19 protein-coding genes are annotated in these 23,083 nt (G+C 44.9%); 7 read left to right on the top strand and 12 right to left on the bottom strand.

The features are described 5' to 3' along the window. Positions 1–235: 235 nt before the first annotated feature. Positions 236–1,753: a fumarate hydratase gene (locus V4C51_RS12100; RefSeq protein WP_330926428.1), complete on the bottom strand. Its 1,518-nt coding sequence runs from the start codon at positions 1,751–1,753 to the stop codon at positions 236–238. A gap of 352 nt (positions 1,754–2,105) precedes the next feature. Here V4C51_RS12100 and V4C51_RS12105 point away from each other — a divergent pair, with 352 nt between their 5' ends. From V4C51_RS12105 to V4C51_RS12130, 6 genes are all read left to right on the top strand, one after another. Beyond that, positions 2,106–2,651, top strand: a complete 546-nt coding sequence (locus tag V4C51_RS12105) for a 2Fe-2S iron-sulfur cluster-binding protein (protein WP_330926429.1) — start codon at positions 2,106–2,108, stop codon at positions 2,649–2,651. Positions 2,652–2,778: 127 nt separating this feature from the next. After that, on the top strand, positions 2,779–3,093 hold the full coding sequence (bolA, locus tag V4C51_RS12110; RefSeq protein ID WP_330926430.1) for a transcriptional regulator BolA: 315 nt from the start codon (positions 2,779–2,781) through the stop codon (positions 3,091–3,093). Between the two features lie 642 nt (positions 3,094–3,735). Beyond that, positions 3,736–4,764 carry an IS630 family transposase gene (locus V4C51_RS12115; protein WP_330926431.1) on the top strand — a complete coding sequence of 343 codons (1,029 nt, stop codon included), beginning with the start codon at positions 3,736–3,738 and terminating at the stop codon, positions 4,762–4,764. Positions 4,765–4,918: 154 nt separating this feature from the next. After that, a complete protein-coding gene (locus V4C51_RS12120; RefSeq protein WP_330926432.1) occupies positions 4,919–5,611 on the top strand; it encodes an MlaA family lipoprotein in 693 nt (230 codons plus the stop codon). Between the two features lie 166 nt (positions 5,612–5,777). Further along, a complete protein-coding gene (locus V4C51_RS12125) occupies positions 5,778–6,956 on the top strand; it encodes a SpoIIE family protein phosphatase (protein ID WP_330926433.1) in 1,179 nt (392 codons plus the stop codon). A 3-nt stretch (positions 6,957–6,959) separates the two neighbouring features. Further along, complete coding sequence (locus V4C51_RS12130) at positions 6,960–7,508, top strand: STAS domain-containing protein (protein WP_330926434.1); 549 nt, start codon at positions 6,960–6,962, stop codon at positions 7,506–7,508. Here the strand turns inward: V4C51_RS12130 and dusA are convergent. From dusA to V4C51_RS12150, 4 genes are all read right to left on the bottom strand, one after another. After that, on the bottom strand, positions 7,496–8,521 hold the full coding sequence (gene dusA, locus V4C51_RS12135) for a tRNA dihydrouridine(20/20a) synthase DusA (protein ID WP_330926435.1): 1,026 nt from the start codon (positions 8,519–8,521) through the stop codon (positions 7,496–7,498). The genes V4C51_RS12130 and dusA overlap by 13 nt on opposite strands. 282 nt (positions 8,522–8,803) lie before the next feature. Next, the gene (locus V4C51_RS12140) at positions 8,804–10,096 is read right to left on the bottom strand and encodes a capsule biosynthesis protein (protein ID WP_330926436.1); all 1,293 of its coding nucleotides are present in this window, start codon (positions 10,094–10,096) and stop codon (positions 8,804–8,806) included. A gap of 54 nt (positions 10,097–10,150) precedes the next feature. Beyond that, positions 10,151–12,310, bottom strand: coding sequence for a capsular polysaccharide biosynthesis protein (locus V4C51_RS12145; RefSeq protein ID WP_330926437.1), 2,160 nt, complete (start codon positions 12,308–12,310; stop codon positions 10,151–10,153). Between the two features lie 221 nt (positions 12,311–12,531). Continuing rightward, positions 12,532–13,485: a KpsF/GutQ family sugar-phosphate isomerase gene (locus V4C51_RS12150; RefSeq protein WP_330926438.1), complete on the bottom strand. Its 954-nt coding sequence runs from the start codon at positions 13,483–13,485 to the stop codon at positions 12,532–12,534. 25 nt (positions 13,486–13,510) lie between these two features. On the opposite strand from V4C51_RS12150, the gene V4C51_RS12155 reads away from it, so the two are divergent. Then, positions 13,511–13,684 (top strand): hypothetical protein, encoded by a 174-nt coding sequence (locus tag V4C51_RS12155; RefSeq protein WP_330926439.1) that lies wholly within the window; start codon positions 13,511–13,513, stop codon positions 13,682–13,684. Between the two features lie 18 nt (positions 13,685–13,702). On the opposite strand, the gene V4C51_RS12160 is transcribed toward V4C51_RS12155, so the two are convergent. From V4C51_RS12160 to V4C51_RS12190, 7 genes are all read right to left on the bottom strand, one after another. Further along, positions 13,703–13,945: a hypothetical protein gene (locus V4C51_RS12160; RefSeq protein ID WP_330926440.1), complete on the bottom strand. Its 243-nt coding sequence runs from the start codon at positions 13,943–13,945 to the stop codon at positions 13,703–13,705. A gap of 319 nt (positions 13,946–14,264) precedes the next feature. Then, positions 14,265–15,431, bottom strand: coding sequence for a nucleotide sugar dehydrogenase (locus tag V4C51_RS12165; RefSeq protein ID WP_330926441.1), 1,167 nt, complete (start codon positions 15,429–15,431; stop codon positions 14,265–14,267). A 13-nt stretch (positions 15,432–15,444) separates the two neighbouring features. Continuing rightward, entirely contained in the window at positions 15,445–16,698 is a 1,254-nt protein-coding gene (locus tag V4C51_RS12170) for a glycosyltransferase family 2 protein (RefSeq protein WP_330926442.1), read from the bottom strand. A 182-nt stretch (positions 16,699–16,880) separates the two neighbouring features. Next, the gene (locus V4C51_RS12175; protein ID WP_330926443.1) at positions 16,881–18,056 is read right to left on the bottom strand and encodes a hypothetical protein; all 1,176 of its coding nucleotides are present in this window, start codon (positions 18,054–18,056) and stop codon (positions 16,881–16,883) included. A 290-nt stretch (positions 18,057–18,346) separates the two neighbouring features. Then, the gene (locus V4C51_RS12180) at positions 18,347–19,702 is read right to left on the bottom strand and encodes a DUF6395 domain-containing protein (RefSeq protein WP_330926444.1); all 1,356 of its coding nucleotides are present in this window, start codon (positions 19,700–19,702) and stop codon (positions 18,347–18,349) included. Between the two features lie 7 nt (positions 19,703–19,709). Continuing rightward, positions 19,710–20,807 carry a UDP-galactopyranose mutase gene (gene glf, locus V4C51_RS12185; protein ID WP_330926445.1) on the bottom strand — a complete coding sequence of 366 codons (1,098 nt, stop codon included), beginning with the start codon at positions 20,805–20,807 and terminating at the stop codon, positions 19,710–19,712. 16 nt (positions 20,808–20,823) lie between these two features. Beyond that, on the bottom strand, positions 20,824–22,842 hold the full coding sequence (locus tag V4C51_RS12190) for a glycosyltransferase family 2 protein (protein WP_330926446.1): 2,019 nt from the start codon (positions 22,840–22,842) through the stop codon (positions 20,824–20,826). Between the last annotated feature and the right edge of the window lie 241 nt (positions 22,843–23,083).

Here is a 23,083-nt window from a genome sequence, read left to right on the forward strand (position 1 = left end):
TCAAATAGCCCCACTATTATCCTCAGAAGCAGAAATTTTTATCCTCAATTTCTCGTAATCCTCGCTACGGGCGCTATTCTCGGTCAGGCTCCTAGAAGCAATAGTAAACCTGAATTCAGCAGTTGAATGCCATTTTCCCCACGAGGAATAAAGTTCCCCAAGTTAAAGCGATCAACCACTGAGTTCAGCTGGCAGGGTTCACTGCGTTTCAAATACCCTGCATGGGCTCAAAGGCTTATTGTACATTCAATTGTCGCGCTTCAATTTTTTTCTGCCAGGTCTGCGGCCCTGTGGTATGCACAGAGCTGCCTGTATGGTCTACCGCTACTGTAACTGGCATATCTTCAACTTCAAACTCATAAATAGCTTCCATACCCAGTTCAGGGAAGGCAACAACGTCAGCTTTTTTCACCGCCTGGGAAACGAGATAAGCAGCACCACCGACAGCAATCAGGTATACAGACTCATTATCGCGAATCGCCTCTATGGCCTCAGGGCCACGCTCGGCTTTCCCGATCATACCCGCCAGGCCAGTGGATTCCAGCATCATGCGGGTAAACTTGTCCATACGTGTTGCTGTCGTCGGGCCTGCCGGGCCAACGGCTTCATCACGCACAGGGTCGACAGGGCCAACGTAGTAAATAAAACGTCCCTTCAAATCAACAGGCAACTCATCCCCTTTGGCCAGCATATCGGTCATCCGCTTATGAGCGGCATCACGACCGGTCAGTAGTTTACCCGATAAAAGAATTGTGTCACCTGGCTGCCAGCTTTTAATATCGTCATGAGTGACAGTGTTGAGGTTAACTTTACGAACACCTTCACCCATTTCAACAGCGACTTCTGGATAAGCATCAAGGCTCGGAGGAGTCAACACGGCAGGACCTGTGCCATCCAGAGTAAAGTGAACATGGCGTGTCGCCGCGCAATTAGGAATCATAGCCACTGGCAAGGAAGCGGCGTGGGTCGGATAATCCCTGATTTTAATATCCAGAACAGTGGTTAAGCCGCCCAGTCCCTGTGCACCAATCCCCAGGCTATTAACAACATCAAAAATTTCAAGTCGCAGCTCTTCAACACGGCTTTGCGGACCACGCTCACGCAGCTCATGAATATCCACAGGGTCCATCAGGGACTCTTTCGCCAGAACTGCTGCTTTTTCGGCAGTTCCGCCAATACCAATCCCCAGCATACCGGGCGGGCACCAACCTGCCCCCATGGTCGGCACCGTTTTTTTCACCCAGTCAACAATGCTGTCAGAAGGATTTAACATGGCCAGCTTGGATTTGTTCTCTGAGCCGCCACCTTTCGCTGCAATATCCACTTCTACCCTGTCACCTGGCACCATACTGATATGTATTACTGCCGGCGTATTATCTTTGGTATTTTTGCGAGTACCAGCGGGGTCGGCCAGAATAGACGCACGCAACGGGTTCTCAGCGTGTGTATAGGCCCGGCGTACCCCCTCGTTCACCAGCTCATCAATGGTACGGTCGGTATCAAAGCGGGCTTTCATACCAATTTTTACAAAAACAGTGACAATACCGGTATCCTGACAGATGGGGCGCTTACCCATGGCACACATTCTGGAATTCACCAGAATTTGAGCCATGGCGTCTTTGGCCGCTTTTGAAGGTTCCTTTTCCCACGCTTTATGGATCGCCCGGATAAAATCCAGGGGGTGATAATAAGAAATGAACTGCAACGCGTCAGCCACACTGTCGATCATATGATCTTCTTTTATCAGGGCCATGAGAGAATCCTTTTTTGTTCAAAATTTGATGCAGTATACCAGCTTTTGCTGTCTGGAAGTTTGCCTTATTATCTCAACAACATCTTGAAATGCCTGGACAAAACCGTAAATATCCCACGCAGAGAATAAACAGGTTATGCTCAGTTAACGGCAAGAATAGTGGCTAAAACAGGCTGATTCTCAGTGGATAATTCCCATGATTAACATGCTATCGAATAGGGGTAAATACAGTGAAAATCTGTTTTTTCAACAGCAGCTCTATTTATAACTTGATTTTATCCATCCAAATGTTTATAGAATGATCATAGGTCAAACAGTGTGGCCCACTCCATAAGATATAAGACGCGTGACTATGCCTGAAATCATCTTTTCCCAGAAAACCTGTTTGCTTGAACAGGGGGACAACCTCCTTGAAGGTTTGCTTCAACAAGGCATAAAAGTTCCTCACTCCTGCCGGGCAGGGGTCTGTCATTCTTGTCTGTTACAATTGACAGAGGGCATACCCCCTGATGGCAGCCAGACCAGGCTGACAAGTCAGCAAATCAAAAAACGTTATATACTGGCTTGCCAGAGTGTCGTCTGTGGTAATCTCCATTTGCAGCCCATCGTTCGTGATGAAATACCCGCGTCAGTGGCCCATATTGAAAAAATAGCGCCAACCTGCGTGTGTCTGCACCTTTCTCCTCGCTTCCCTTTTATACCATCCCCCGATAAAGCCAGCTCCACTGTTCGGATAATCATTAATGCCGAAATTGCTGGTGAGTGTACTGTGGATGGTATTGAGCAGGAAGGAATGTTGCTGTTTTTTCAGATAGAGCGTAAAGCGGGTGATGCCTTCAGTATCTGGGCTCACGATTTAGTCTCCCAGGGCGATCAGGTTCTGTTACAAATCCTATAAACACTGACTCTTGTTTCAGTCTCATTTGTTGATAACCTTAGGAACGTTACTAAAAATTGACCCAATACCCGCACTCTTGTAATACATCGGTGCAAGTGTGTATGGATACCTCCCTTCAGGAGCCGTGATGACCATAAAAAACTGTATTCAACAAAAGCTAGAGAATGCCTTTGACCTCAGCCACATTGAAGTGATCAATGAAAGCCACAAACATAATGTACCTCCCGGGTCTGAATCCCACTTTAAATTGGTACTGGTCAGTAATGGATTCGCTGGAAAATTACCGGTTAAGCGCCACCAACTGGTGTATCGCCTTCTGGCTGATGAATTGAACAGTAGCGTGCACGCGCTGGCGCTCCATACTTATACTGAGCAGGAGTGGCAGGCACTGCAAAACCAGGTTCCCGCATCTCCTGACTGTATGGGTGGCAATGGGCACTGAGGTGTTGTCAATAACAACAGCCAGCCTTCAGATGTTAGAAAGTAGTCGTTTAACTATCACAACAGATGTCCAGAAAGAGTGCCCCTAATCAGAAGCGTACTGATCACTATTCTTTTCGCTTTTTTCGCTTTTTTCGCTTTTTTCAAAAAAAATTATGTGTATTGGGGAACTATCCTCAAACAACGAAGTCAAAGGGAGTATGAGCAGTCATTAAGATGCTCATAACTCCTTGTGTGTGTTTGTTGGCAAATTTACAGCCCCTGTTCCCCCAGTGGGCTGTACCACAACCGGTTACCCTTTCCCCTATAGGTAACCGGTTTTTTTTACTTGTTTTCAATAGAACCTCTGGTTTTACGTCAATGTTCCTGCCTGTTTTACTCTTACCCGGTTTTGACTGACTGCTTCATCAGCCAGGCAGTAACACCAATCACACGTTCTAACTCCTCTGTTACAGTGGTTATCTGAGGGAAATCCTGTGTTGAAGTTCCTCGCCACAACGACGGCCATAACTGTCACCTCACCTTGCCTTTTCACCCGGCTGACCATCCTTATGATGAAGTTGGAAAGTGTGATGGGTATAATATATAGCCGTCGCCTTTGAAAAAGCTTGATTTTTGAGGGTATTTTCTACATTGTACTTGAATGCCAAAATTCACTCTCACACGCCAGCAGAAACATCAGCTTGAGACTCAACATAAGAAGTCCCGAGACGCTCGCGAGCGTGACCGAATAAAAGCTGTATTACTTCGCTCAGAAGGTTGGACGACTAAAGCTATTGCTCAGGCTCTGAGGCTGCATGAAACCTCAATCATACGACATATTGATTATTTTTTATCAAAGGCACAGCTCAAACCTGAAAACGGTGGCAGTGAGGGGCGCTTAACGGATAGCCAAACGCAAGAACTGATTGAGCATATCGAAGAGTATACCTACGCCCATACTCACCAGATTGTCGCGTACGTATCAGATCGATGGAACATACGGTATACGGTTTCTGGTCTGACTAAGTGGCTTCATCAGAATGGCTTTTCTTACAAAAAGCCCAAAGGCGTTCCACATAAAGCGGATGCCGATAAACAAGCTGAATTTATCAAGGCATATAAGGCGTTAAAGGCTGAGCTTCCTGAGGATGAGGCGCTGCTATTCATTGACGCGGTTCACCCAACACAGGCGACAAAGATCACGTCGGGCTGGATTAAAAAAGGGGCAGACAAGATCATCAATACGACCGGCAGTCGAACACGGTTGAACATTGTCGGAGCCATTGAATTGGGCAATCTTCCAGCCGCTGTCTTTGAGCAGTACAAGACAGTGAGCGGTGAGGCCATCATCGACTTTTTCAGAAAATTTCGCTCTGCTTACGCTTCTTTGAATGTCATTCACATTGCGCTCGATGGTGCTGGCTACCATCGCTCACAGGAGGTGGTGGAAGAGGCGGAAAAACTGAATATCAAGCTTCATTATTTACCACCATACAGTCCAAACCTAAACCCGATGGAGCGCCTATGGAAGGTGATGAACGAATACGTCAGAAATAATCAATATTTCCCAAAACCGAAAGATTTCCGACAGAAAATTAATGACTTTTTGGAAGTCACGTTACCTGAAATGGGTGCTTCTTTGAGCAGCAGGATTAACGACAATTTTCAGCGATTAAATCCCGCATCTTGAATTCTCATGGGTATAATAGCCTTTCCGGTTAGACACTTAACTATTGTTCTAGCATAGTAACAATAGTAAGTCTCCATAAAACTATCAACGCTATAATTATCAGGGTTCTTGTTGTGACGTCCAGGATCAACAGAGACAGGAGTTAGACTTTTTTATGAAAACCACCAGAAATATACTGCTACTGATCATTTCCTGTCTGTCTCTGCAGGCGTGCGTAACCACTGCTGAGCGTCCAGTCTCCTATAATGACCCCTGGGAGCCCATGAACCGGGCAGTATTTTCTTTTAACGATACAATCGACCAATATGCCTTAAAACCTGTCGCCAAAGGTTATAAGACTGTCACCCCTAAACCCATCCGGGGGATGGTATCTAACTTCTTCAGTAACCTGGGGGAAGTGCGTAATACATTCTCAGCCCTGATACAGCTGAAAGGGGGTGATGTACTGACATCTTTCAGCCGACTGGCTATCAACTCAACCATTGGTATGCTGGGACTCGTTGATGTCGCCTCACCGCTGGGCATTGAGCGAAAGTACAGTGATTTTGGCATGGCCTTTGCCAACTGGGGTATAGCGTCAGGTCCCTACGTTGTCCTGCCTTTACTCGGTCCCCAAACACTGCGTAGTGGTGTTGGCATATTGCCTGAGCGGGTCATCAACCCGGTCAATGCTGCCGATGAACCAGAAAGGTGGTATGCCCTGGGGGTGAGCACCGTCAACGCCCGTGCCCATTTACTCGATGCTGAAGACCTGGTGACCGGTGATCGCTACTCATTCATTCGTGACGCTTACCTGCAGCGACGAGAATTCCTGATTACCGGCAAACCACCTGTTGACGATTTCTAATCCGGTTGACTTTATTGCACCGCTGGATCATTCTTGCTTCAGATAAATGAAAAGGGAAGACATATGAGCCGTCTTCCCTTTCTTTGTTTTAACGATACCAGCGTTTCTCATACTGCCGTCGGCGCACTAAACTCAGGCTTATTGAACCCGTGATACAGGTAATGTTATGAGTAAAGCTCGCAGTACTATCCTGATCATTGATGATGACAGCATTGTCAGAGAAAGTGTTGCTGCGTACCTGTCCCAGTGCCTGTATACCGTAATGGAAGCGGAAAGCGGCAAGCAGGGGCTGGCCCTGTTTCGCTCAGAACATCCTCAGCTCATTTTATGTGATCTGCGCATGCCCAATATGGACGGGCTGGCAGTGCTTCGCGAAATCCGTAGCGAAGCGCCAAACCTGCCATTTATCGTAATGACAGGCGCAGGTGTTCTGGATGACGTGGTGGAAGCGCTTCGCCTCGGTGCCAGTGATTTTCTCACCAAACCTATAGTGGATCTTGAAGTTCTGGAGTATGCCATCAATCGCGCCCTTGACTCTGCTAAACTAGTGGAAGAGAATCAACGCTACAGGGAAAATCTGGAAAGTGCTATCTACTCACTTGAAAGCAACCTTAACCTGTTGCGGGAAGACCAAAAAGCCGGACGACAGGTTCAAATGAAAATGCTGCCCCACTCCCCCCTGGATTTTGAGGGCTACCATCTTAATCACCATATTATCCCTTCGCTGTATCTCAGTGGCGATTTTGTTGACTATTTTAAACTGGATGATCACCGGCTGATTTTCTATCTGGCCGATGTTTCCGGGCATGGGGCGTCGTCCGCTTTTATTACTGTATTACTAAAACATATGTCCATGAACCTGCTACAGGACTACCTCAGCAAGCCCAGACGACCCACCATTCATCCATCACAGGTACTGGACTATATTAACCAGAGCCTGCTGCAAAGCAATCTGGGCAAACATGTAACACTGTTCGGCGGTGTCATTGATACCCGAAGGTCAACACTGACCTATTCTTTTGGTGGTCACTTTCCGTTCCCTGTATTGACCACAAACAACAGCGCCCATTTTATTGAAGGCGGGGGGTTTCCCCTGGGGCTATTTGAAGAGGCCACTTTTGAAGATACCACCATTAATTTGCCATCGGCATTTAACCTGACTATCTTCTCAGACGGTATTCTTGAAATCTTGCCTCAGGATAATCTGAATGACAAAGAAGCCTATCTACTCTCTGTGCTTCAAAAAGGTTCACATTCTATTCATACCTTGAAAGAAGCGCTTGCGCTCAATGCCATTCACGAAGCCCCAGACGATATTGCTATTTTAATGCTGAATCGGAGTTAATCTATGATTCCAGGAAAAATCCAGTTTGCCGAAAACCAAGGCACCTGGCTGGTCAAACTGTGTGGTGAAGTTCGCCTGACCCTCTGTCAGGCACTGGAGACCTTTCTGGAGAAAGTCACCAGTGATCCGGGATTTTGTTCCATTATTATTGATGCCTCAGAGGCCAGCACCATTGACAGCACCATTTTGGGACTTCTTGCCAAACTGTCCATTAAAACCCAACGCCTGTTCAGTTTGATGCCGGTATTAATTTCTACCCGCTGGGACGTTACCCGACTGCTGCTTAGCATGGGTTTCGATAAGGTTTTTATTATTGTGGAGCACATGGATAAATCCGTTGCCTTCTCCATGCACGATTTAGCTTGTGATATCAGCAATGATGAGCAGGGAACCCAACAACGAGTGCTGGATGCTCATCGTACCCTGATGTCCCTCAACGATAATAACAGAAAAGCCTTCAGGGATCTGGTTGAGCAACTGGAACGCTACGCGGACACCCATGCCACCCCCTCCTCCCCAGGGATCAAACACTGCGGTACTCACGGCCCCTGACGCAGGTTGACCTGCTCAACCTGATCAGCCGCTGCCAACAGTACCTCAATACCTGCCCCACTGTGATGAGCATGCTCGCTGATGTACCGCCGGAAACGGCGAGCACCGGGCACCCCTTGGTATAATCCCAACATATGGCGCGTTATATGGCTCAGGTATGTTCCCTGCTTCAGTTGTTGTTCTATGTAGGGCAGCATCTGTTCGATCACCTGTCGGCGAGAAGGCATCGGCGAAGCGCTGTCGTATAGATGGTGATCCACCGCAGCAAGCAGGTACGGGTTTTGGTAGGCTTCCCTGCCCACCATGACACCATCAACTTTATCGAGGTGCATGGCAATTTCATCAAATGATGTAATGCCGCCATTGATAACCACGTCCAGATCAGGAAACGCTTCCTTTAACCCGTAGACCCACGCGGGTTTCAGGGGGGGCACGTCACGGTTTTGTTTGGGTGACAGACCTTCCAATACAGCAATGCGGGCATGAACAATAAACGACTCGCAGCCGGCCTGTGCCACTGTACCCACAAAATCCACCAGCTCCTGGTAAGACTCTCGACCGTTAATACCAATACGGTGTTTGACGGTCACGGGAATACTGACCGCATCGCGCATCGCCTTTACGGCGTTGGCCACGGTATCAGGCTCAGCCATCAGGCAGGCACCAATACGACCATTTTGCACTCGGTCACTCGGACAGCCTACATTGAGGTTTACCTCCTGATAGCCACTCTTTTCAGCAAAGCGGGCACACTGGGCCAGCTCGTTGGCATCATGTCCCCCCAACTGCAAAGCCAGGGGGTACTCAGCAGCATCATGGGCTAAAAAACGGTTTTTATCGCCGTGGATCAGGGCACCGGAGGTGACCATTTCTGAATATAACAACGCATGTTCAGATAATAACCGGTGAAAATACCGGCAATGCCGCTCAGTTAACCCCATCATGGGTGCCACGGAGAAGGTTCTGTCTAACTTTTTTTGTGATATTAACGTAGGGTGTGCGCACTCGGCCATTTATACAGTGTACTTTTCAATCAACGAATACCGGCAAATTCTACAGGATTTACAGCCATCCGTATCCCTGTACCTTCCACCGCTGCTAAGGAGCCTGTCGGACTTAAGGCAATTTCGGCCTGAAATTCCAGGAAGTGCGAGAAAGCGCGAGAAAGTGCGAGAAAGTGCGGCCAGAATTTCCGATCAATTTGCTTAAATAGGTCAACTATTCGCACGAATTGATCGAAAATTCTGGCTCGCCCTACTGAATTTTATGCTCGAAAGCATAAGTCCGACAGGCTCCTACGCAATCACCGGCACCTCCTGGATGGCAGCACCAGAAGTCATGGCAGGCTGCTCCACTGGTTGAGAACCCATCACAGGCTTAGCCCTATGAGCAAATGTCTGTTCATAAAATAATCGCGTATTTCGACACGTCAATGCCAATGCGTTAAAAAAACTGCCATTGATTTGCGTCTGGGTGAAAATCACCGAGTGTAAACGGTTAAACAAACCACGGTGGACAGGCTCAGGCGCTGTCCAGAATTGAGCCAGCGGGCACTGGGAGGTAAGCCCTGGCAGGTTATAAAAAGCCCGCCCGGTCACCTTGGTGGGCACTTGATGCAGTAATGCCGAAATACCAACAGTGCTATTGACGGTTACCACGCCTTTGGTGTGGTGGTACAACGCCGGCAGAGAGACATCGTGGCAATAGATAACCCGTTTTTCAATCCCACACTGCCTTGCCTGCTGATGGATAAAGGATTGATAGCAGGTATATCCCCGGTCCATGGGATGGTGTTTAAACACCAGGTAATCGGCGGCACTGGCCCCGGCAGCAAAGGAGGCAATGGTTTCCCCAATAAAGGCCTCCACTGAATCATAGTGACTGTGAAAACGCATTTGCGAATCATCATGCACCTGGAGCGCTACCAAAAAAAACTGTCTGCTAAGGGCGCCGGTTAACCGTTGCTCCGTCGCCTTATCCTGATGTTTATACTGATACTTGCGCCATGCCCCTCTGATCCATTTTGCCCCTTCCACCACCGGCGAAAATGCCCGGTGATGCTGATATGCCGGGAACCTGGTCTGCCGCAAACGGGCTGCCCAATAATAGGCCGACGCATATAAAGTACGCCGTTTCATGGTGGGAGACATGGTAACGTCAGCTTTTCGCTGATGGCGCGATGCTGCAGCAAGAGCCGCCGGTGATAAATCCATGGCGGTAAAGGCATTGACCCCACCTTGTTCCAGGGTGATGGTATCAGGCCTGAGATAACCTTCTTCAAACACCATAAACTGCACACCCAGCTTGTCACACACAGGCCTGGCCAGTCGATGATATAAACGACAGTCTCCAAGCAAAAACACCGCCTGAATCTGGAAGTCCTTCAGGTAATTTTCCAAAAACTGCGGCCACTGCTGTTCAGTCCCCCGATAGTCAAAGCAGTGATCCGCGCCACTGAACCATTGATCGCCACCATTGAAATTAATTTTATGGGTCACATACCCATGGCAGGAAAACTCCGCAGCAAGGGCACGAAAAAATGGCCCCAGAGGTCCCTGCAGAAAAACGATTGATCGCTTTAATGGCATAGGTTTATCCGTTCACCCCCGTTATTACAGCGCCATGCTTTTGCTTCATGTTATTCACGAACAAATAGCCTCCACCAAAAAACGCGCTTTACGTCGTTTTCTTCCGAACCAGCCGGCATCATCCTTTCGGTTTGTTTTACGCTCATTGTCCAGGGCATCAATTACCCGCTCCACTGTGGTGAACCGCCGGGTTTGCCAATGCACGTAGCGCGGGTAAACACAAAGCACGAGATAGACCAACTCGGCCAGAGCGCGGGGTGTTTGCCGACGCTGAATGACAGAATTATCGGACAGATGATCCTGTGTCAACCCCCAGCCTGCGTAAAACGGCAGACCCCAGCAATGGACTGTCTTTTGCTGTAGCAGGGCTTCAAAACCCGCCTGGGATGTCATGACATGGAGTTCATCACACTGATTCAGGGCATCAAAAATACTGGCATTGGTCACCACCTTGTCGACGTACTTCAGTGCCTCCGCTTCCGGCACATGCCCCTGTCTACCTGCCTGCACAACATCCGGGTGTGGCTTATACACAATATAAACGTCAATATTATTATGAATGTACCAGGTGTGCACCTGTTTAAGGAGGTCAATATTTCTGTATACCCTGGGACTGCCATATTTCAGGGAAGCATCAGAATCGACCTGCCCTGTCACCAGTACCCGGCGCTGACCAACCCTGGCACCAGAAAACACGGGGGTATCCACACCGGCCAGATTGTACTTACTGATTTTCTTCTGCAAAAGCTCTGCCGTGAGGGCCTCGCCCCTTGCTACCTGCTCAGGCGTGACCCGCGCTGTTGCCAGTAAATGCTCAAGGCGGCTGGGTATCGTTGCGTCATAATAAATACCCCGATCATCCAACACCAGCGAGGCCGGGCGTCGCAGGTCAGCACCGAGGCCGCACGAGCGAATAAATCCATCTTCCATGCGCCAGCACTTATTAAAGGACACAGGCTCCCCTTTTTCCCCTTTTTCCCCTTTCTCCCCTTTGGGCAGTGGACTTTTTCCCCAGAGTAATAAGCCCCTGGAGTCTGTCCCTGTGTTCATAGACTTGCACAGTGCCCGCTCATTGCGAACAAATATCACCTGTTTTGCCAATCCGCCGACAAATTCTTTGACAAAAGCACGCTTCCACAAACTAAAACCCAGGGCATAGAGTGTATCCACCTGCGGGAGCTGATACTGCCGCTGCTCAATAATTAAAGGAATAATGTCGTCCAGTTCACAGCGCTGGCCGGTTTCTGGATTAATATAACGGGGGTAAAGCAAGCAGGTTGCTGCAAAGAGACTGGTGAGACTATGGATTTGTGTACGACGCTGGAAGTTCATTCGGTCGTCTGTCAACCCCCAGCCACTGTAGAATGGCATGCCAAAACACACGACTTCTTTACCGTGGAGCAACGCCTCAAAGCCTAGCTGCGAAGTTACCACATAGACTTTTTCAACGTGCTGGAACAGGGATTGCGCATTGACTTTATCGGCCAGTACTTTTATCCGTGGGTTATCAAACCCACTAATACTGCCGTTTTCTACGGGAAAGTACCCCTGCTTTTTACCCAATACAACATCCGGGTGCACCTTTACCCAAACGTCCGAGTCCGGGTTTTCCTGTAAAGCCGAATGCAACATGGCGGTGAAGCTGCTGGCATCAGCACGACCGTATTTAACAGAACAATCGCCATGGGTTTGATCGACGACTAATACCTTTGATTTATCCGCACTTATCTCTGTAATTGGCCCGTGGGCAACGGGTTCATGGTTGTATTTGCTGATATGGTGGGTAATGACTTGCGACAATAACCGTTTACTGCGGGCGGCAAGCGCCGGGGTAAACCAGAAAGGGTGATTTAGCAGGTTTTCAAGGTCAGACGGTTTCGTCGCATCATAATAGATCCCCGTTTTATCGACGATCACCGAAAAACGACGATCCCCCAATGAAGGGTGTCCCAGATAGCTGATAAATCCATCTTCCAAACGCCAAAGAGGACACCCCAACCGTTCGGCCAGCTTTGCTGCCTGGCACGTGTTGGTTTTCATCCCCCAGGTAACAACCGCTTTGGTGACTGAACTCGTTAACTGTCGCTTTTTAAAAAGATTAAAAGGATTAAAAGAGCTAAAAGGCCGATAACTGACGACCTCACCTTGTAAAAGCGCAGCTAACTCTGGCGCCTTGGCAATACCTGACGAGGTGCATAAAAAACGGTTGGACACAGTTGCTGCTTACCTGATGACTATAAAAAGCATCATTACTATAACGCTCAGCAATAAATGACTCAATGCAGGGTTTTCCGAGGCAGGGCGTTGTGGATTTATAAACATCCGCCAATGACGCCCAGGAGCCTGTCGGACTTAAGACAATTTCGGCCTAAGCAGGAATCCACCACGACTGCGGAAGATGACGGCGGTAAAATATAATATATGACATAGATTTTTTACTCAGCCCAATCGAGTAAACCCACGACCTGCCCATCATCCCCCAGGGCCACTACCCATTTGAGCTGGCGCTCACGCATGAGCTGTTCAGCATCCACCAGCATGGTATCGGGATTAACGGTAACTGGCGACGTCGTCATCAGGTCGGCTGCCAGTACGCCCTTGAGATTATCATGGGTTAACAGATAGCGGCGCAGATCGCCATCGGTGATGACGCCTTCCAACGCTCCCCGCTCATCCATCACCAGGGCAAAACCGGTACGCGTATCTGTCATTGTCATCAGTACATCAGAAACCGCCATGGACCGATCAACAAACGGCAATCGTTTTGTACGCATGACATCCCTGACACGGGTGAGTAAACGACGACCAAGACTCCCCCCCGGATGAAAACGGGCAAAATCCCGGGGCTGAAAGTTACGCGCCTTAATCAACGCCACGGCCAGGGCATCACCAATAGCAATAGCCACTGTCGTCGAGGTGGTCGGTGCCAGGTTGTTAGGGCACACTTCCTCTTTTACCGAAGCATTCAGTACCACATCCGCATGATTAGCCAGTGTGGAGTCCATACCGCCGGTAATGGCAATAATTTTAGTGCCAAAACTCTTGAGGGAGGGAATCAGTTTAAGCACTTCATCGGTTTCACCACTGTAGGAGATCAGTACGATAACATCGGCTTTTTCATCACTACGCACCATCCCCAGGTCACCATGAAAGGCTTCACCGGGATGCATAAAAAAGCTGATGGTGCCCGTAGAGGCCAGTGTCGCGGCGATTTTTTTACCAATCAGGCCGGACTTGCCCATACCGGAGATAATCACCCGGCCCTTGCAGGTCAACATCATCTCAACGGCCTGCCCAAACGACGCATCCACTCGTTCGCTCAGGGCGAACAAGGCATTGCCCTGCTCCCGCAGGGCATTAGCCATCACCTGACGTAATTCAGTTGTCATTGTTAATTACTTCCTTGGAAAAGAAATGAAATTTAATCGGTTATCCGGCCAGCTCAACACAGATGCGCTCGATATCAGCCTGGGTATCAACGCCATGGCCGGGTTGTTCAAGGGATTCCACAGGGAGAAAAGAAGACAACCCTGCCTTTTGATTGTAAAAATGGCTGTTTTTTGTTCTGTGTTGTTCTGTTGGAATTAATGGCCATTACCTGCTTAATCACCGCTTCAACGGAAGCGGTATTAAAGGTGTTGTTTTTAGGGTCATAATCCGTTGGTGTGGCAATAACCACAAACTTCGCATCGGCATAAGCCCGTTGCGGGTCGTTGGTTGCCTGAGGTTTAGCTCCGGGTTGGCCAGAAATTCTTCAATTTCCACCTCCACAATAAACGACACACGATTGTTAATCATATCCGCTTTTTGAGGAATGATATCAACGGGCTTGAATGTCCAGTTATTCATAGATTCTGATGTCACTACAACTAGAAGTTCTATTCTACCCTGGTTGAATGGTTAAGTCCGACAGGCTGCTAGGAGCCTGTCCGAGAATAGACTACCCTACTGCGGTTGCGATAAATTGGTCTAAAAATTTCTCGTAATCCTCGCTACGGGCGCTATTCTCGGTCAGGCTCCTAGTAAATCATTTCAATGTAATTGATTGGTTTGGCCAAAGCGAGAATTTTTGTGACTTGACGCAAGTGCGCAGGAATATCGCCTTGCGTATGATCACTTTTTAACCCAACGAACCTGTCAAACACATTGCAAGGGTGTACTAGGGTGCTCAGTCAGACCCAAAAAGATCACGGGTATACACTTTATTCATCACATCTGAAAGCTCTTCCACAGCCCTATTTGAAAGAATCACATCAGCCTGATGCTTAAATTCCTTCAGGTCTTTAATTACCTTTGAATGAAAAAACTCCTCTTCATCCAAAACAGGCTCATAGACAACAACCTCAATACCCTTTGCCTTGATTCGCTTCATAACACCCTGAATTGATGATGCCCGAAAATTATCAGACCCCGTTTTCATGATCAATCGGTATATTCCGACCACTTTTGGTGACTTCTTAATAATTTCGTTCGCAATAAAATCTTTTCGGGTCGTGTTCGCGTCAACGATAGCACCAATCATGTTATTTGGCACATCTTGATAGTTTGCTAACAACTGCTTTGTGTCTTTAGGTAAGCAGTAACCACCATAACCAAATGACGGGTTGTTATAGTGGCTGCCTATACGAGGGTCTAGCCCAACGCCCTCAATAATCTGACGGGAAGCCAAGCCATGGCTAGCCGCATAGGTATCAAGCTCATTGAAGTAAGCAACTCGCATAGCAAGGTAAGTGTTTGAAAACAGTTTAACAGCCTCTGCTTCCGTGGAATCCGTATATAAAACAGGAATACCCTTCTTGAGCGCGCAATTCTCTAACAGCCCGGCAAAACGCTTTGCCCGCTCTGAACGCTCACCAATAATAATGCGGGAGGGATATAGATTATCGTGTAAAGCTTTACCTTCACGCAAAAATTCGGGTGAAAAGATAATATTATCACTACCTAGTTCTCGTTTTATGCGCTGTGTATAACCCACAGGTACAGTCGATTTAATAATCATCACTGCATCTGGGTTAATTGCCGCTACTTGGCGAATAACAGCCTCAACAGAGGTAGTATTAAAATAGTTCGTTTCCGGGTCGTAGTCTGTTGGGGTTGCAATAATAACAAACTCAGCTTCAGCATATGCTTGCTTTGCATCCAGCGTTGCTCGTAGATTCAAGTCATGGCTTGATAAATAGCGCTCAATTTCTGCATCAGCAATCGGTGATAAGCGGTCATTAATCATATCCACCTTCGAGGCGACAATATCAACCGCTACAACCTGATGGTGTTGGGCTAATAATACAGCATTGGACAGTCCCACATAGCCTGTCCCGGCAACAGCAATTTTCATACTCTACTGATCACTACAATTGAGAGATACACTGATTGATAGCATCCTGAGAGACGCAAATATTTGAAGGCGCTGAAAAAGGGCGAGGGGCATTATACGCAGTATTCATTTTGGGTTTGTAGCCTTTATGCAACTGCTGAATGTGCCAGCGAGTCCATGCCTCCCAATAATCAAGACGAACAGGAGACATACAGCGCTCACCATGCCCCGTCGTAGCAGCGTTCATCAATGAGCCAGAGCGGTGTGCTCCAAAAGTAAGCGGGAGTTTAATCCTCGCCATGGCCTCTTTTCCAAATACCAGTTTTAGCCGACTATTAAACTCACTATCAGCACCTGTACGTACCAAGTCCCAAAGACCTGCTTTATCATAAACCATATTACGCCTAAACATTGCGGAAGCAGGGTTCTGTCTCATCAGCGGGTGTACTGGTCGCGCATAAAATACCCCGTTGTCTTGCATTCTAACCCAGTGAGCCATAGAAAAAACAAGGGTTTTATTATTGATTAAAGGCTTCACCTGACGTTCAATTTTTTCAGGGTGTGACCAGTCATCAGAGTCATGGCATATTACAAACTCACCTTTTGCTTTTTCAAAGCCAATACGCTTGGCGACATAAGTGCCTACATTGACAGGCAACCGAATACATATTATTCGATTATCTACTTTTGCCAACCTTTCAATAACGCCAACAGTGCCGTCCTTACTAGCATCATCAATGACAATAAGCTCAATATTTTTCCAAGTTTGACCCAATAAAGAGCGTATAGCACTTTCAATATGGCCTTCACATTGGTAGGACGTCATTAAAACACTGACTAAAGGCCCTTTATTCGTGGAGGCTGAAGTTTTAGCACAAAGGTTTGAAGGGCTCGGCGGTAACCCTTTATCAATCAAATCAAGAGGTGATAAACCGTACCCCACCAAAAAAGAGTTGAGTCTATCAATCTGCTGCCTCGGTGAGCTGAGACTCCCGTTTGTTAAAAAAAGATCTAACTCCGAAGGGTTCTTTATAGCGCTATACTTTTTAGTCCACTCAACAGCTTCAAAAGAACGTTTATTTGCCAAGAGCAGAGCGACTCTAAGCGTATCTGGCGCAGAAACATCTTCTATCAACTCAAGTGAAAGTTCTGGCATATAGGGTGCTAATGCTCTAGCTAATTCTGATATTTGATTCTCAGTGACTTTATTCTTATTTTTAGACAGCATGCTGTAAACAGTATTTTTTGCACTATTTCTCAGCCCGGTAGCTGCAAGCGAAGCAGCCACGGCAGCCCCTCCTTTCCACCCCTTCCAACAAGAGCTGTTATCAGCGACTGTTTTATATAAACCAAGTCTGTAGCAAGCCCATAACGTCGCATCATTATACGGTGTCACCGTTGGCCCAAGGGAAGACAGCGACTGTGCAAAAAGAGATCGCTGCGAAAAATATCGAAACCTGGCTTGTCGAATCATACCCTTTGCGCTCTTTTTTCGGCACGTTCTTTATTAAATGCCCGCTTAGCGCCTACTATTGCAAACGGTAGCCATAACCACCCCCACGGGTATTTACCATGCTTGACCATGGCGGAGCCAATTCTATACGAAAGGTGCTTGCGAACCTGCTCAGCTTTATTTGCATCCTGGTAATGTGCTATAGGTGGTAATTTCCCTTTTTCCTGCTGTAATGCTCTATCTTTTTGAAACGCTTTTTTCTCTTGCCAAACAGCCCTTGGTAGTTTTATCCAGCCTCTTACGGAGCGTGTATGGACAATAGTCGTTGCGCCCAAACGGTAGGATAGTTGCGTTTTAATTCTATCTGAAGCTCCATAGTATACTTTTATCGGTGTAGTTGGCTTCTTTGGTGATTTTATATCATTTGAATTATCACTACCTAAAAAATATTTTTCTAATTTCTCTTGAGCTTCATGAAGTTGTAGGATCAACAATGAATCAACACCTTTCTCTATCAACTCCTTATCTATTTCCCCCTCAAATCCTTTAACGCAACCTGCATTTTTATTAGCAATATCATTAAAATAAAATTTCAGCTCATCTTGTAAAAAACCAACCTGACTCATCAAAGAATCCTTATCCTTCTCCAACTCACCAATATCTTTTACACGCTGAAAATCATTAAAAACTTGAAAAAAATTAGTTGAGCTCAATCCTTTCAAGCTATGCCCTTTATTAGAATTATGCACACTAACTATAAGAGAGGATGACTCCAGTTTTTCTAAAGTTTCCAAGTATTCCGGCGCAAAAACCGAAAAACTCTCAGCCCAAAAAATAGACTCAAAATCTAAAAGAAAACTATTCGCCACTTTATTCTTACTATAAGAGTTAGCTATACAAAGAACATTTAATAGCTGACAAAAATGAACCTTGCTTGCATTTACATATGTGACATCCACCTTTCTTTTTTTAAAGAGTTTTATCACTTTTCTCTGCAGAGACAACCACTCACTAAGCTCTTTATCATTTTTACATTCTGCCCAAGGCGGTAAATACAACCAAACAATTTTTTTATTATCAAAGCAAAACAAATCATTTAATAATTCATCACTATATTTTATTTGGAAATGAGAAGAAGCAGCACTCCACCTCTCACAAAGGTCTAAATCAAACCCCGATAAAATAGCAATCATTTAACCACTCAAAACTCTAACGCCTTCAATATTGTAAAATAAGTACCCGTCCATATGAAATCGAATATTTCTCACTTATTAGGCATGTCCTTTGCCCGGCGTCACGCAGGAAGCATAACCATAGCTATGTGAACGGAGCCGCAACGCAGCAAAGTGCCTGAACACCGAGTCAGAAAAGATGATTTCATGTGGTAGGGTACTTACAAGCAACTGTTGTATAGCGCCAATTTGAAAATCAAAAGAAGACGGCACAAGAACAGCCGACCTTTACCAAAAAAACACGAACGTAGCTACCTTATTATACTACGAAGCTGCTCAACAACATCATTATTTTTTAGCTGTGCAAGAGCATCGTAACTTATAAAGTTATCTTGCTGGCTCGAGTTCATACTCCCTACTGTTTCAATAAGAGTTTTTAAAGTGTGCAATATATATTCGAAATCCTTATCTCTATATGCTGAATAATAAGCAAACTCAGCAAAACCTGAATTAGGTGAAAATAGTTTTGCTTTTCTTCTTATTTTTTCAGTAGCTCCTGAAAATTTACCCCCTATCCTATCAAACGCCCAACTTATTGTAGGTAACATTTGAGCACCAGACCTTTCCATAGAGTTAGCCATAGATAAAACAGCAGGGGACTCATTCCAAATACCAACTATTTTTTCATCTGGCATCCTACCGTCCAAGGCACACCGAAGAAGCTCTTTACGAAAACATTTAATACATTTCATACATGGTTTCTGGAAAGGTCCATATTGGCAAGTTGAAGAAATATTCGCCAATCCTTTTTTTCTAGCTAACATTTCAGTGCCTACTTCTGTGAGCCCACATCCAGGCTGAATAAATTCTAGCCCTACAGCTTCATATATATAGGCATCTTTATATGAAAAAGTACCACCAAATTTAACCTCATTACCGGTGAATGCTGCTAATACATCTCCAGTCGCAACCGATTTTAATTTTAAATAATCTGCCATGAGTAACAGAGGGATGGTAAATGCATATTTATCAGGGTAAATACACCACTTTCCATTTGTAGAGGCAAATTCAAAATCTGAAAAAGCAGAAATCTTTCTAAAAGATTCTGGCATATGCTTTAGCGTTTCAACATTTTGATCAGTTCTATACCAGCTTTCAAACTTCCCTATATCTTTGTGAAAAGTACGAGCTGAAAGCACTAGACAACTATTTTCAGGTATTAATGCAGAAACACCTACAGAATCAGCTCCACCTGAAAACGACATCCCATGAATAGTTCCTGGAAGCCTAGAAGATACAAACCCACTTGAATTTATATGCTTGATATTCTTATAACACTTATATACAGACTCTTCAAATTTTTTTGAAACAGGAAATTCAAAGATCACTTGACTACCAATATATGGGGAAACTATTTTCAGAGCTGCTAAAGCAAGTAGATCAGGATGAACAACTTCTATCTTCCCTGGAAGAAAAAATCTTACATTATCAACCCCTAACGAAATCGCTTCATTCCCTGCATTAAATGACTTAGCTGATACCTTATCATCGTGCTCAAGAGAGAAATAATAATCCACAACCGTAACATAATCATTACCATTAGAGTCAAATACATTCAATGCTAAGGTTGATGTTAAAAAATGCGTTATCCTGGTTGAAATTCTCATTCTTAAATCAAATACCTTTTTTATTGAAAATACTCATTGCTGACCCAATAATCTGGTGCATGTCATAGTATTTATACTCAGCCAAGCGACCACCAAAAATCACATCATCATGACTCTCTGCCAAATGCTTATACTTCCTGAACAAGTCTGTATTCTTTTCATCACCGATAGGGTAATAAGGTGTGCTGTCTTTTTTCCATTCCGCAGGAATTTCTTTTGTTACATAGGATTTTTTAGCCTTATTGCCAGGCTGGAAATGCTTGTGTTCAATAATACGCGTCCAGGGTACATCTGCATCGGAGTAATTCACCACAGCATTACCCTGCACATTTTCAACGTCGTATATTTCTGACTGAAACTCAAGTGTGCGATACTCCAGCTCACCGTATTGGTAGTCAAAATATTCGTCTATTTTACCAGTAAACACTACCCGCTCAGCCATAGTGGTAAGCTCTTCCTTGTTTTTAAAGAAGTCTACATTTAAGCGAATTTCAATGCCTTTAAGCATTTCTTCGAACATTGCTGTATAGCCTTTTTCAGGAATCCCCTGGTACTTATCATTAAAATAGTTATTATCCCAGGTTAACCTTACTGGAAGACGCTTAATAATGGAGGCTGGTAACTCCTTCGGATTCTTCTTCCACTGTTTTTTTGTATAGTCTTTTATGAGAGTATTGTAAATATCATACCCAACCAAACTCAATGCTTGCTCTTCCAAATTAGCAGGCTCTCTATCTAACACCAAACGCTGTGACTCTATTTTCTCGAGAGCTTCTTCAGGTTTTGTCACGCCCCACATTTGGTTAAATGTATACATATTGAAAGGTAAAGAATAGGCTTTACCCTGATGTATCGCGATCGGACTATTCCTGAAATTATTAAACGTTGCGAACCGGTTTACAAAACTCCATATCCTGTCATCATTGCAGTGGAATATGTGAGGCCCATAAACATGAACATCCACTCCTTTAATATCTCTGGAGAAACAATTGCCTGCAATATGCTCACGTTTATCTATAACTAAACACTTTTTCCCTGCATCCGTGGCAAGTCGCGCAAAGGTAGCGCCAAAAAGTCCCGCTCCAATAATCAAAAAATCATACATATTAAATAGTCAATCTTTAATTAAACTTTGAAAGATATTTAGCCTGATTATCTAGAAACTCTTCAGCACAGCTAACTGGCACTCTTTCTTTTGCCCACTTAAGCAACTCAGTACTAAACTTTTTCCAGACTGGCTTTATTTCAGAATAGAGATCATATTTCGATAACTTTTCATGGGTATATTCTAAAGAAGAAAATACCATCATACGTCTTACATCTGATATATTTGTTATTTGTTGCCTATTCTCAAACTTGCGGTGTACACAAACTTCATCATCAATATGACCAATATTTTTAGCCGCAGATATCGTATGCCAGTGGTATGGGATATCATTATGCACGACTGAACCACCAAAGAAAATATTCTCATTCAAGAGAAGGCTTGTTTTTATAATTCTGTTCCACGGATAATTAATCAATCCCGAAACAACTTTTTGCTTTTCTCTATTATTAAAACAACCTTTTAATTTTTCCCATAAATCTGCATCTGCATTAAACATCCCTCGACTTTTCTGTTCTTCAAAGTATTCTATTCTGTACTTAAAGAACATAAGATCATTATCATACTTCATTGCAGAGCGTACAGCTTTCTCAAGCCCATCTGAATAAACATAATCATCCGCATCAAGAAAATAGGTATATTCCCCCACACAAAGAGGAATAACAGAATTTCTCGCTCTTCCTGCTCCACGGTTATTCTGCTGAAAAACAAATATTCTTTTGTCTTTACTTTCAAGCGATTTAGCAACACTCAATGTATTATCATTTGACCCATCATCAATAATAATAACATTAATAGTTATTTTCTTAATCGATAAAACAGATTCTACAGTAGATTGTAAAAACTCCTCGCAGTTATAGGAAGGTATAACTACTGTCAAGTCTATGTCTTGATAAGCTGACAAACATGTATTAACTCTATTCTCAAAGTTAACTCTATCACTGATAGGCGTAGCCACCTCCTTACAGCGAAGATATATATTCCCCATTTGCTTGCGTATCAGTTTCGCTACTTTCTCTTCTGGCTGCTTGGCTGCAATCCAGTCACACCGATACCAGTAATCATAAAACTCTTTAGCAACTATTTCGTCAGGATTTCCTGATTGACAAATCACTTTGCTAGCAATGGTATTTAGGTGACTAGACATAGCGGAAAGTTTATACGGGGAAGCGGCCATCGTCTGCCCTTCCCTTACCATGCGATGGTAACTAATCACTTTATTTGAAAAGACCACCTTTTCTGCCTGACTGACAACAAACCAGTGCAGAGGATTATCTTCATAGAAATAATCACCTTCAGGGAAAGTAATGCCATTTTTCTTCAAAAAATCAGCACGGTATAGCTTCCGCCATGGTACTGGCGATGTTCTGAAAATTTGAGGGTATTCCCTTACTGAAACAACTTTACCAATCGGTATGCCTGACCAATTGGCACTATCATAGCTTTTTGCGACGGTTCGATCATCATCATGGAATGTACAAAAATCACCTATGACAATATCAGCTGAATTCGACTCTGCAGACGCAACCAATTCGGCCAATGCGTTTGGTGTAATCCAATCATCACTATCCACAAAGCCAATATATTTGCCTCTTGCTTTTTTAATGCCTATATTACTTGGGGTTCCTGCCCCTCCTAAGGTATTAAAACTTAGGTGGATTGCTTTCACCCGCTCGTCTTGAGAAGCGTGCATATCAATAATCTTTGAAGAATTATCAGTCGATGCATCATTCACAATAATCAATTCAAAGTCAGAAAATCCTTGGTTTAGCACTGATAAAATACTTGCATCTAAGTAGGGTGCTACATTAAAAACAGGCATAACAATAGATAACAAAGGCCTGCTAGCATCTTTACTTACAGGTGTATATTCCAATTTGGTAGTAGCTCCTACTCCTTTCCTACGCAAAGCCAAGTGAATATTAAACTTTGCCTGCTCTCCTAGAACATCACAATTGACTAGCTTTTTATATTCAACGATTGCCTTATCATAACAACCCTGTCGAAAAAAATTATTTCCTGTACGTAAACTCAAAATTTTTCTCCAAACAATCTTAAGACACCATAATCAAACAAGATTTTTTCAAAGTACAATTCATTAAACAATACTGCGGACAGTTTTAGACAGTCTGGTGTCTGATGCTACAAGGTCTACAACTCAAGGGGATGGTTTTATGGTAACTCAACGGTAGGCGTGAGTTACCATAAAATAACGATACACCTTCGGGCCTTTGGCAGCCGTGGGCTTTAAGCATCAAAAACTGTCCGCAGTATTG

It is taken from the genome of Candidatus Sororendozoicomonas aggregata (assembly GCF_031528575.1).
GTDB lineage: Bacteria > Pseudomonadota > Gammaproteobacteria > Pseudomonadales > Endozoicomonadaceae > Endonucleibacter > Endonucleibacter aggregata.

Excerpts from the sequence above, each read along its gene's own strand:
- V4C51_RS12180 (WP_330926444.1), bottom strand. The coding sequence starts at position 19,702 with ATGAGAATTTCAACCAGGATAACGCATTTTTTAACATCAACCTTAGCA.
- V4C51_RS12155 (WP_330926439.1), top strand. The coding sequence starts at position 13,511 with ATGAAATTTAATCGGTTATCCGGCCAGCTCAACACAGATGCGCTCGAT.
- dusA (WP_330926435.1), bottom strand. The coding sequence starts at position 8,521 with ATGGCCGAGTGCGCACACCCTACGTTAATATCACAAAAAAAGTTAGAC.
- V4C51_RS12120 (WP_330926432.1), top strand. The coding sequence starts at position 4,919 with ATGAAAACCACCAGAAATATACTGCTACTGATCATTTCCTGTCTGTCT.
- V4C51_RS12175 (WP_330926443.1), bottom strand. The coding sequence starts at position 18,056 with ATGATTGCTATTTTATCGGGGTTTGATTTAGACCTTTGTGAGAGGTGG.
- V4C51_RS12125 (WP_330926433.1), top strand. The coding sequence starts at position 5,778 with ATGAGTAAAGCTCGCAGTACTATCCTGATCATTGATGATGACAGCATT.
- V4C51_RS12140 (WP_330926436.1), bottom strand. The coding sequence starts at position 10,096 with ATGCCATTAAAGCGATCAATCGTTTTTCTGCAGGGACCTCTGGGGCCA.
- V4C51_RS12105 (WP_330926429.1), top strand. The coding sequence starts at position 2,106 with ATGCCTGAAATCATCTTTTCCCAGAAAACCTGTTTGCTTGAACAGGGG.
- glf (WP_330926445.1), bottom strand. The coding sequence starts at position 20,807 with ATGTATGATTTTTTGATTATTGGAGCGGGACTTTTTGGCGCTACCTTT.
- V4C51_RS12115 (WP_330926431.1), top strand. The coding sequence starts at position 3,736 with ATGCCAAAATTCACTCTCACACGCCAGCAGAAACATCAGCTTGAGACT.
- V4C51_RS12130 (WP_330926434.1), top strand. The coding sequence starts at position 6,960 with ATGATTCCAGGAAAAATCCAGTTTGCCGAAAACCAAGGCACCTGGCTG.
- bolA (WP_330926430.1), top strand. The coding sequence starts at position 2,779 with ATGACCATAAAAAACTGTATTCAACAAAAGCTAGAGAATGCCTTTGAC.
- V4C51_RS12165 (WP_330926441.1), bottom strand. The coding sequence starts at position 15,431 with ATGAAAATTGCTGTTGCCGGGACAGGCTATGTGGGACTGTCCAATGCT.
- V4C51_RS12100 (WP_330926428.1), bottom strand. The coding sequence starts at position 1,753 with ATGGCCCTGATAAAAGAAGATCATATGATCGACAGTGTGGCTGACGCG.
- V4C51_RS12160 (WP_330926440.1), bottom strand. The coding sequence starts at position 13,945 with ATGAATAACTGGACATTCAAGCCCGTTGATATCATTCCTCAAAAAGCG.
- V4C51_RS12150 (WP_330926438.1), bottom strand. The coding sequence starts at position 13,485 with ATGACAACTGAATTACGTCAGGTGATGGCTAATGCCCTGCGGGAGCAG.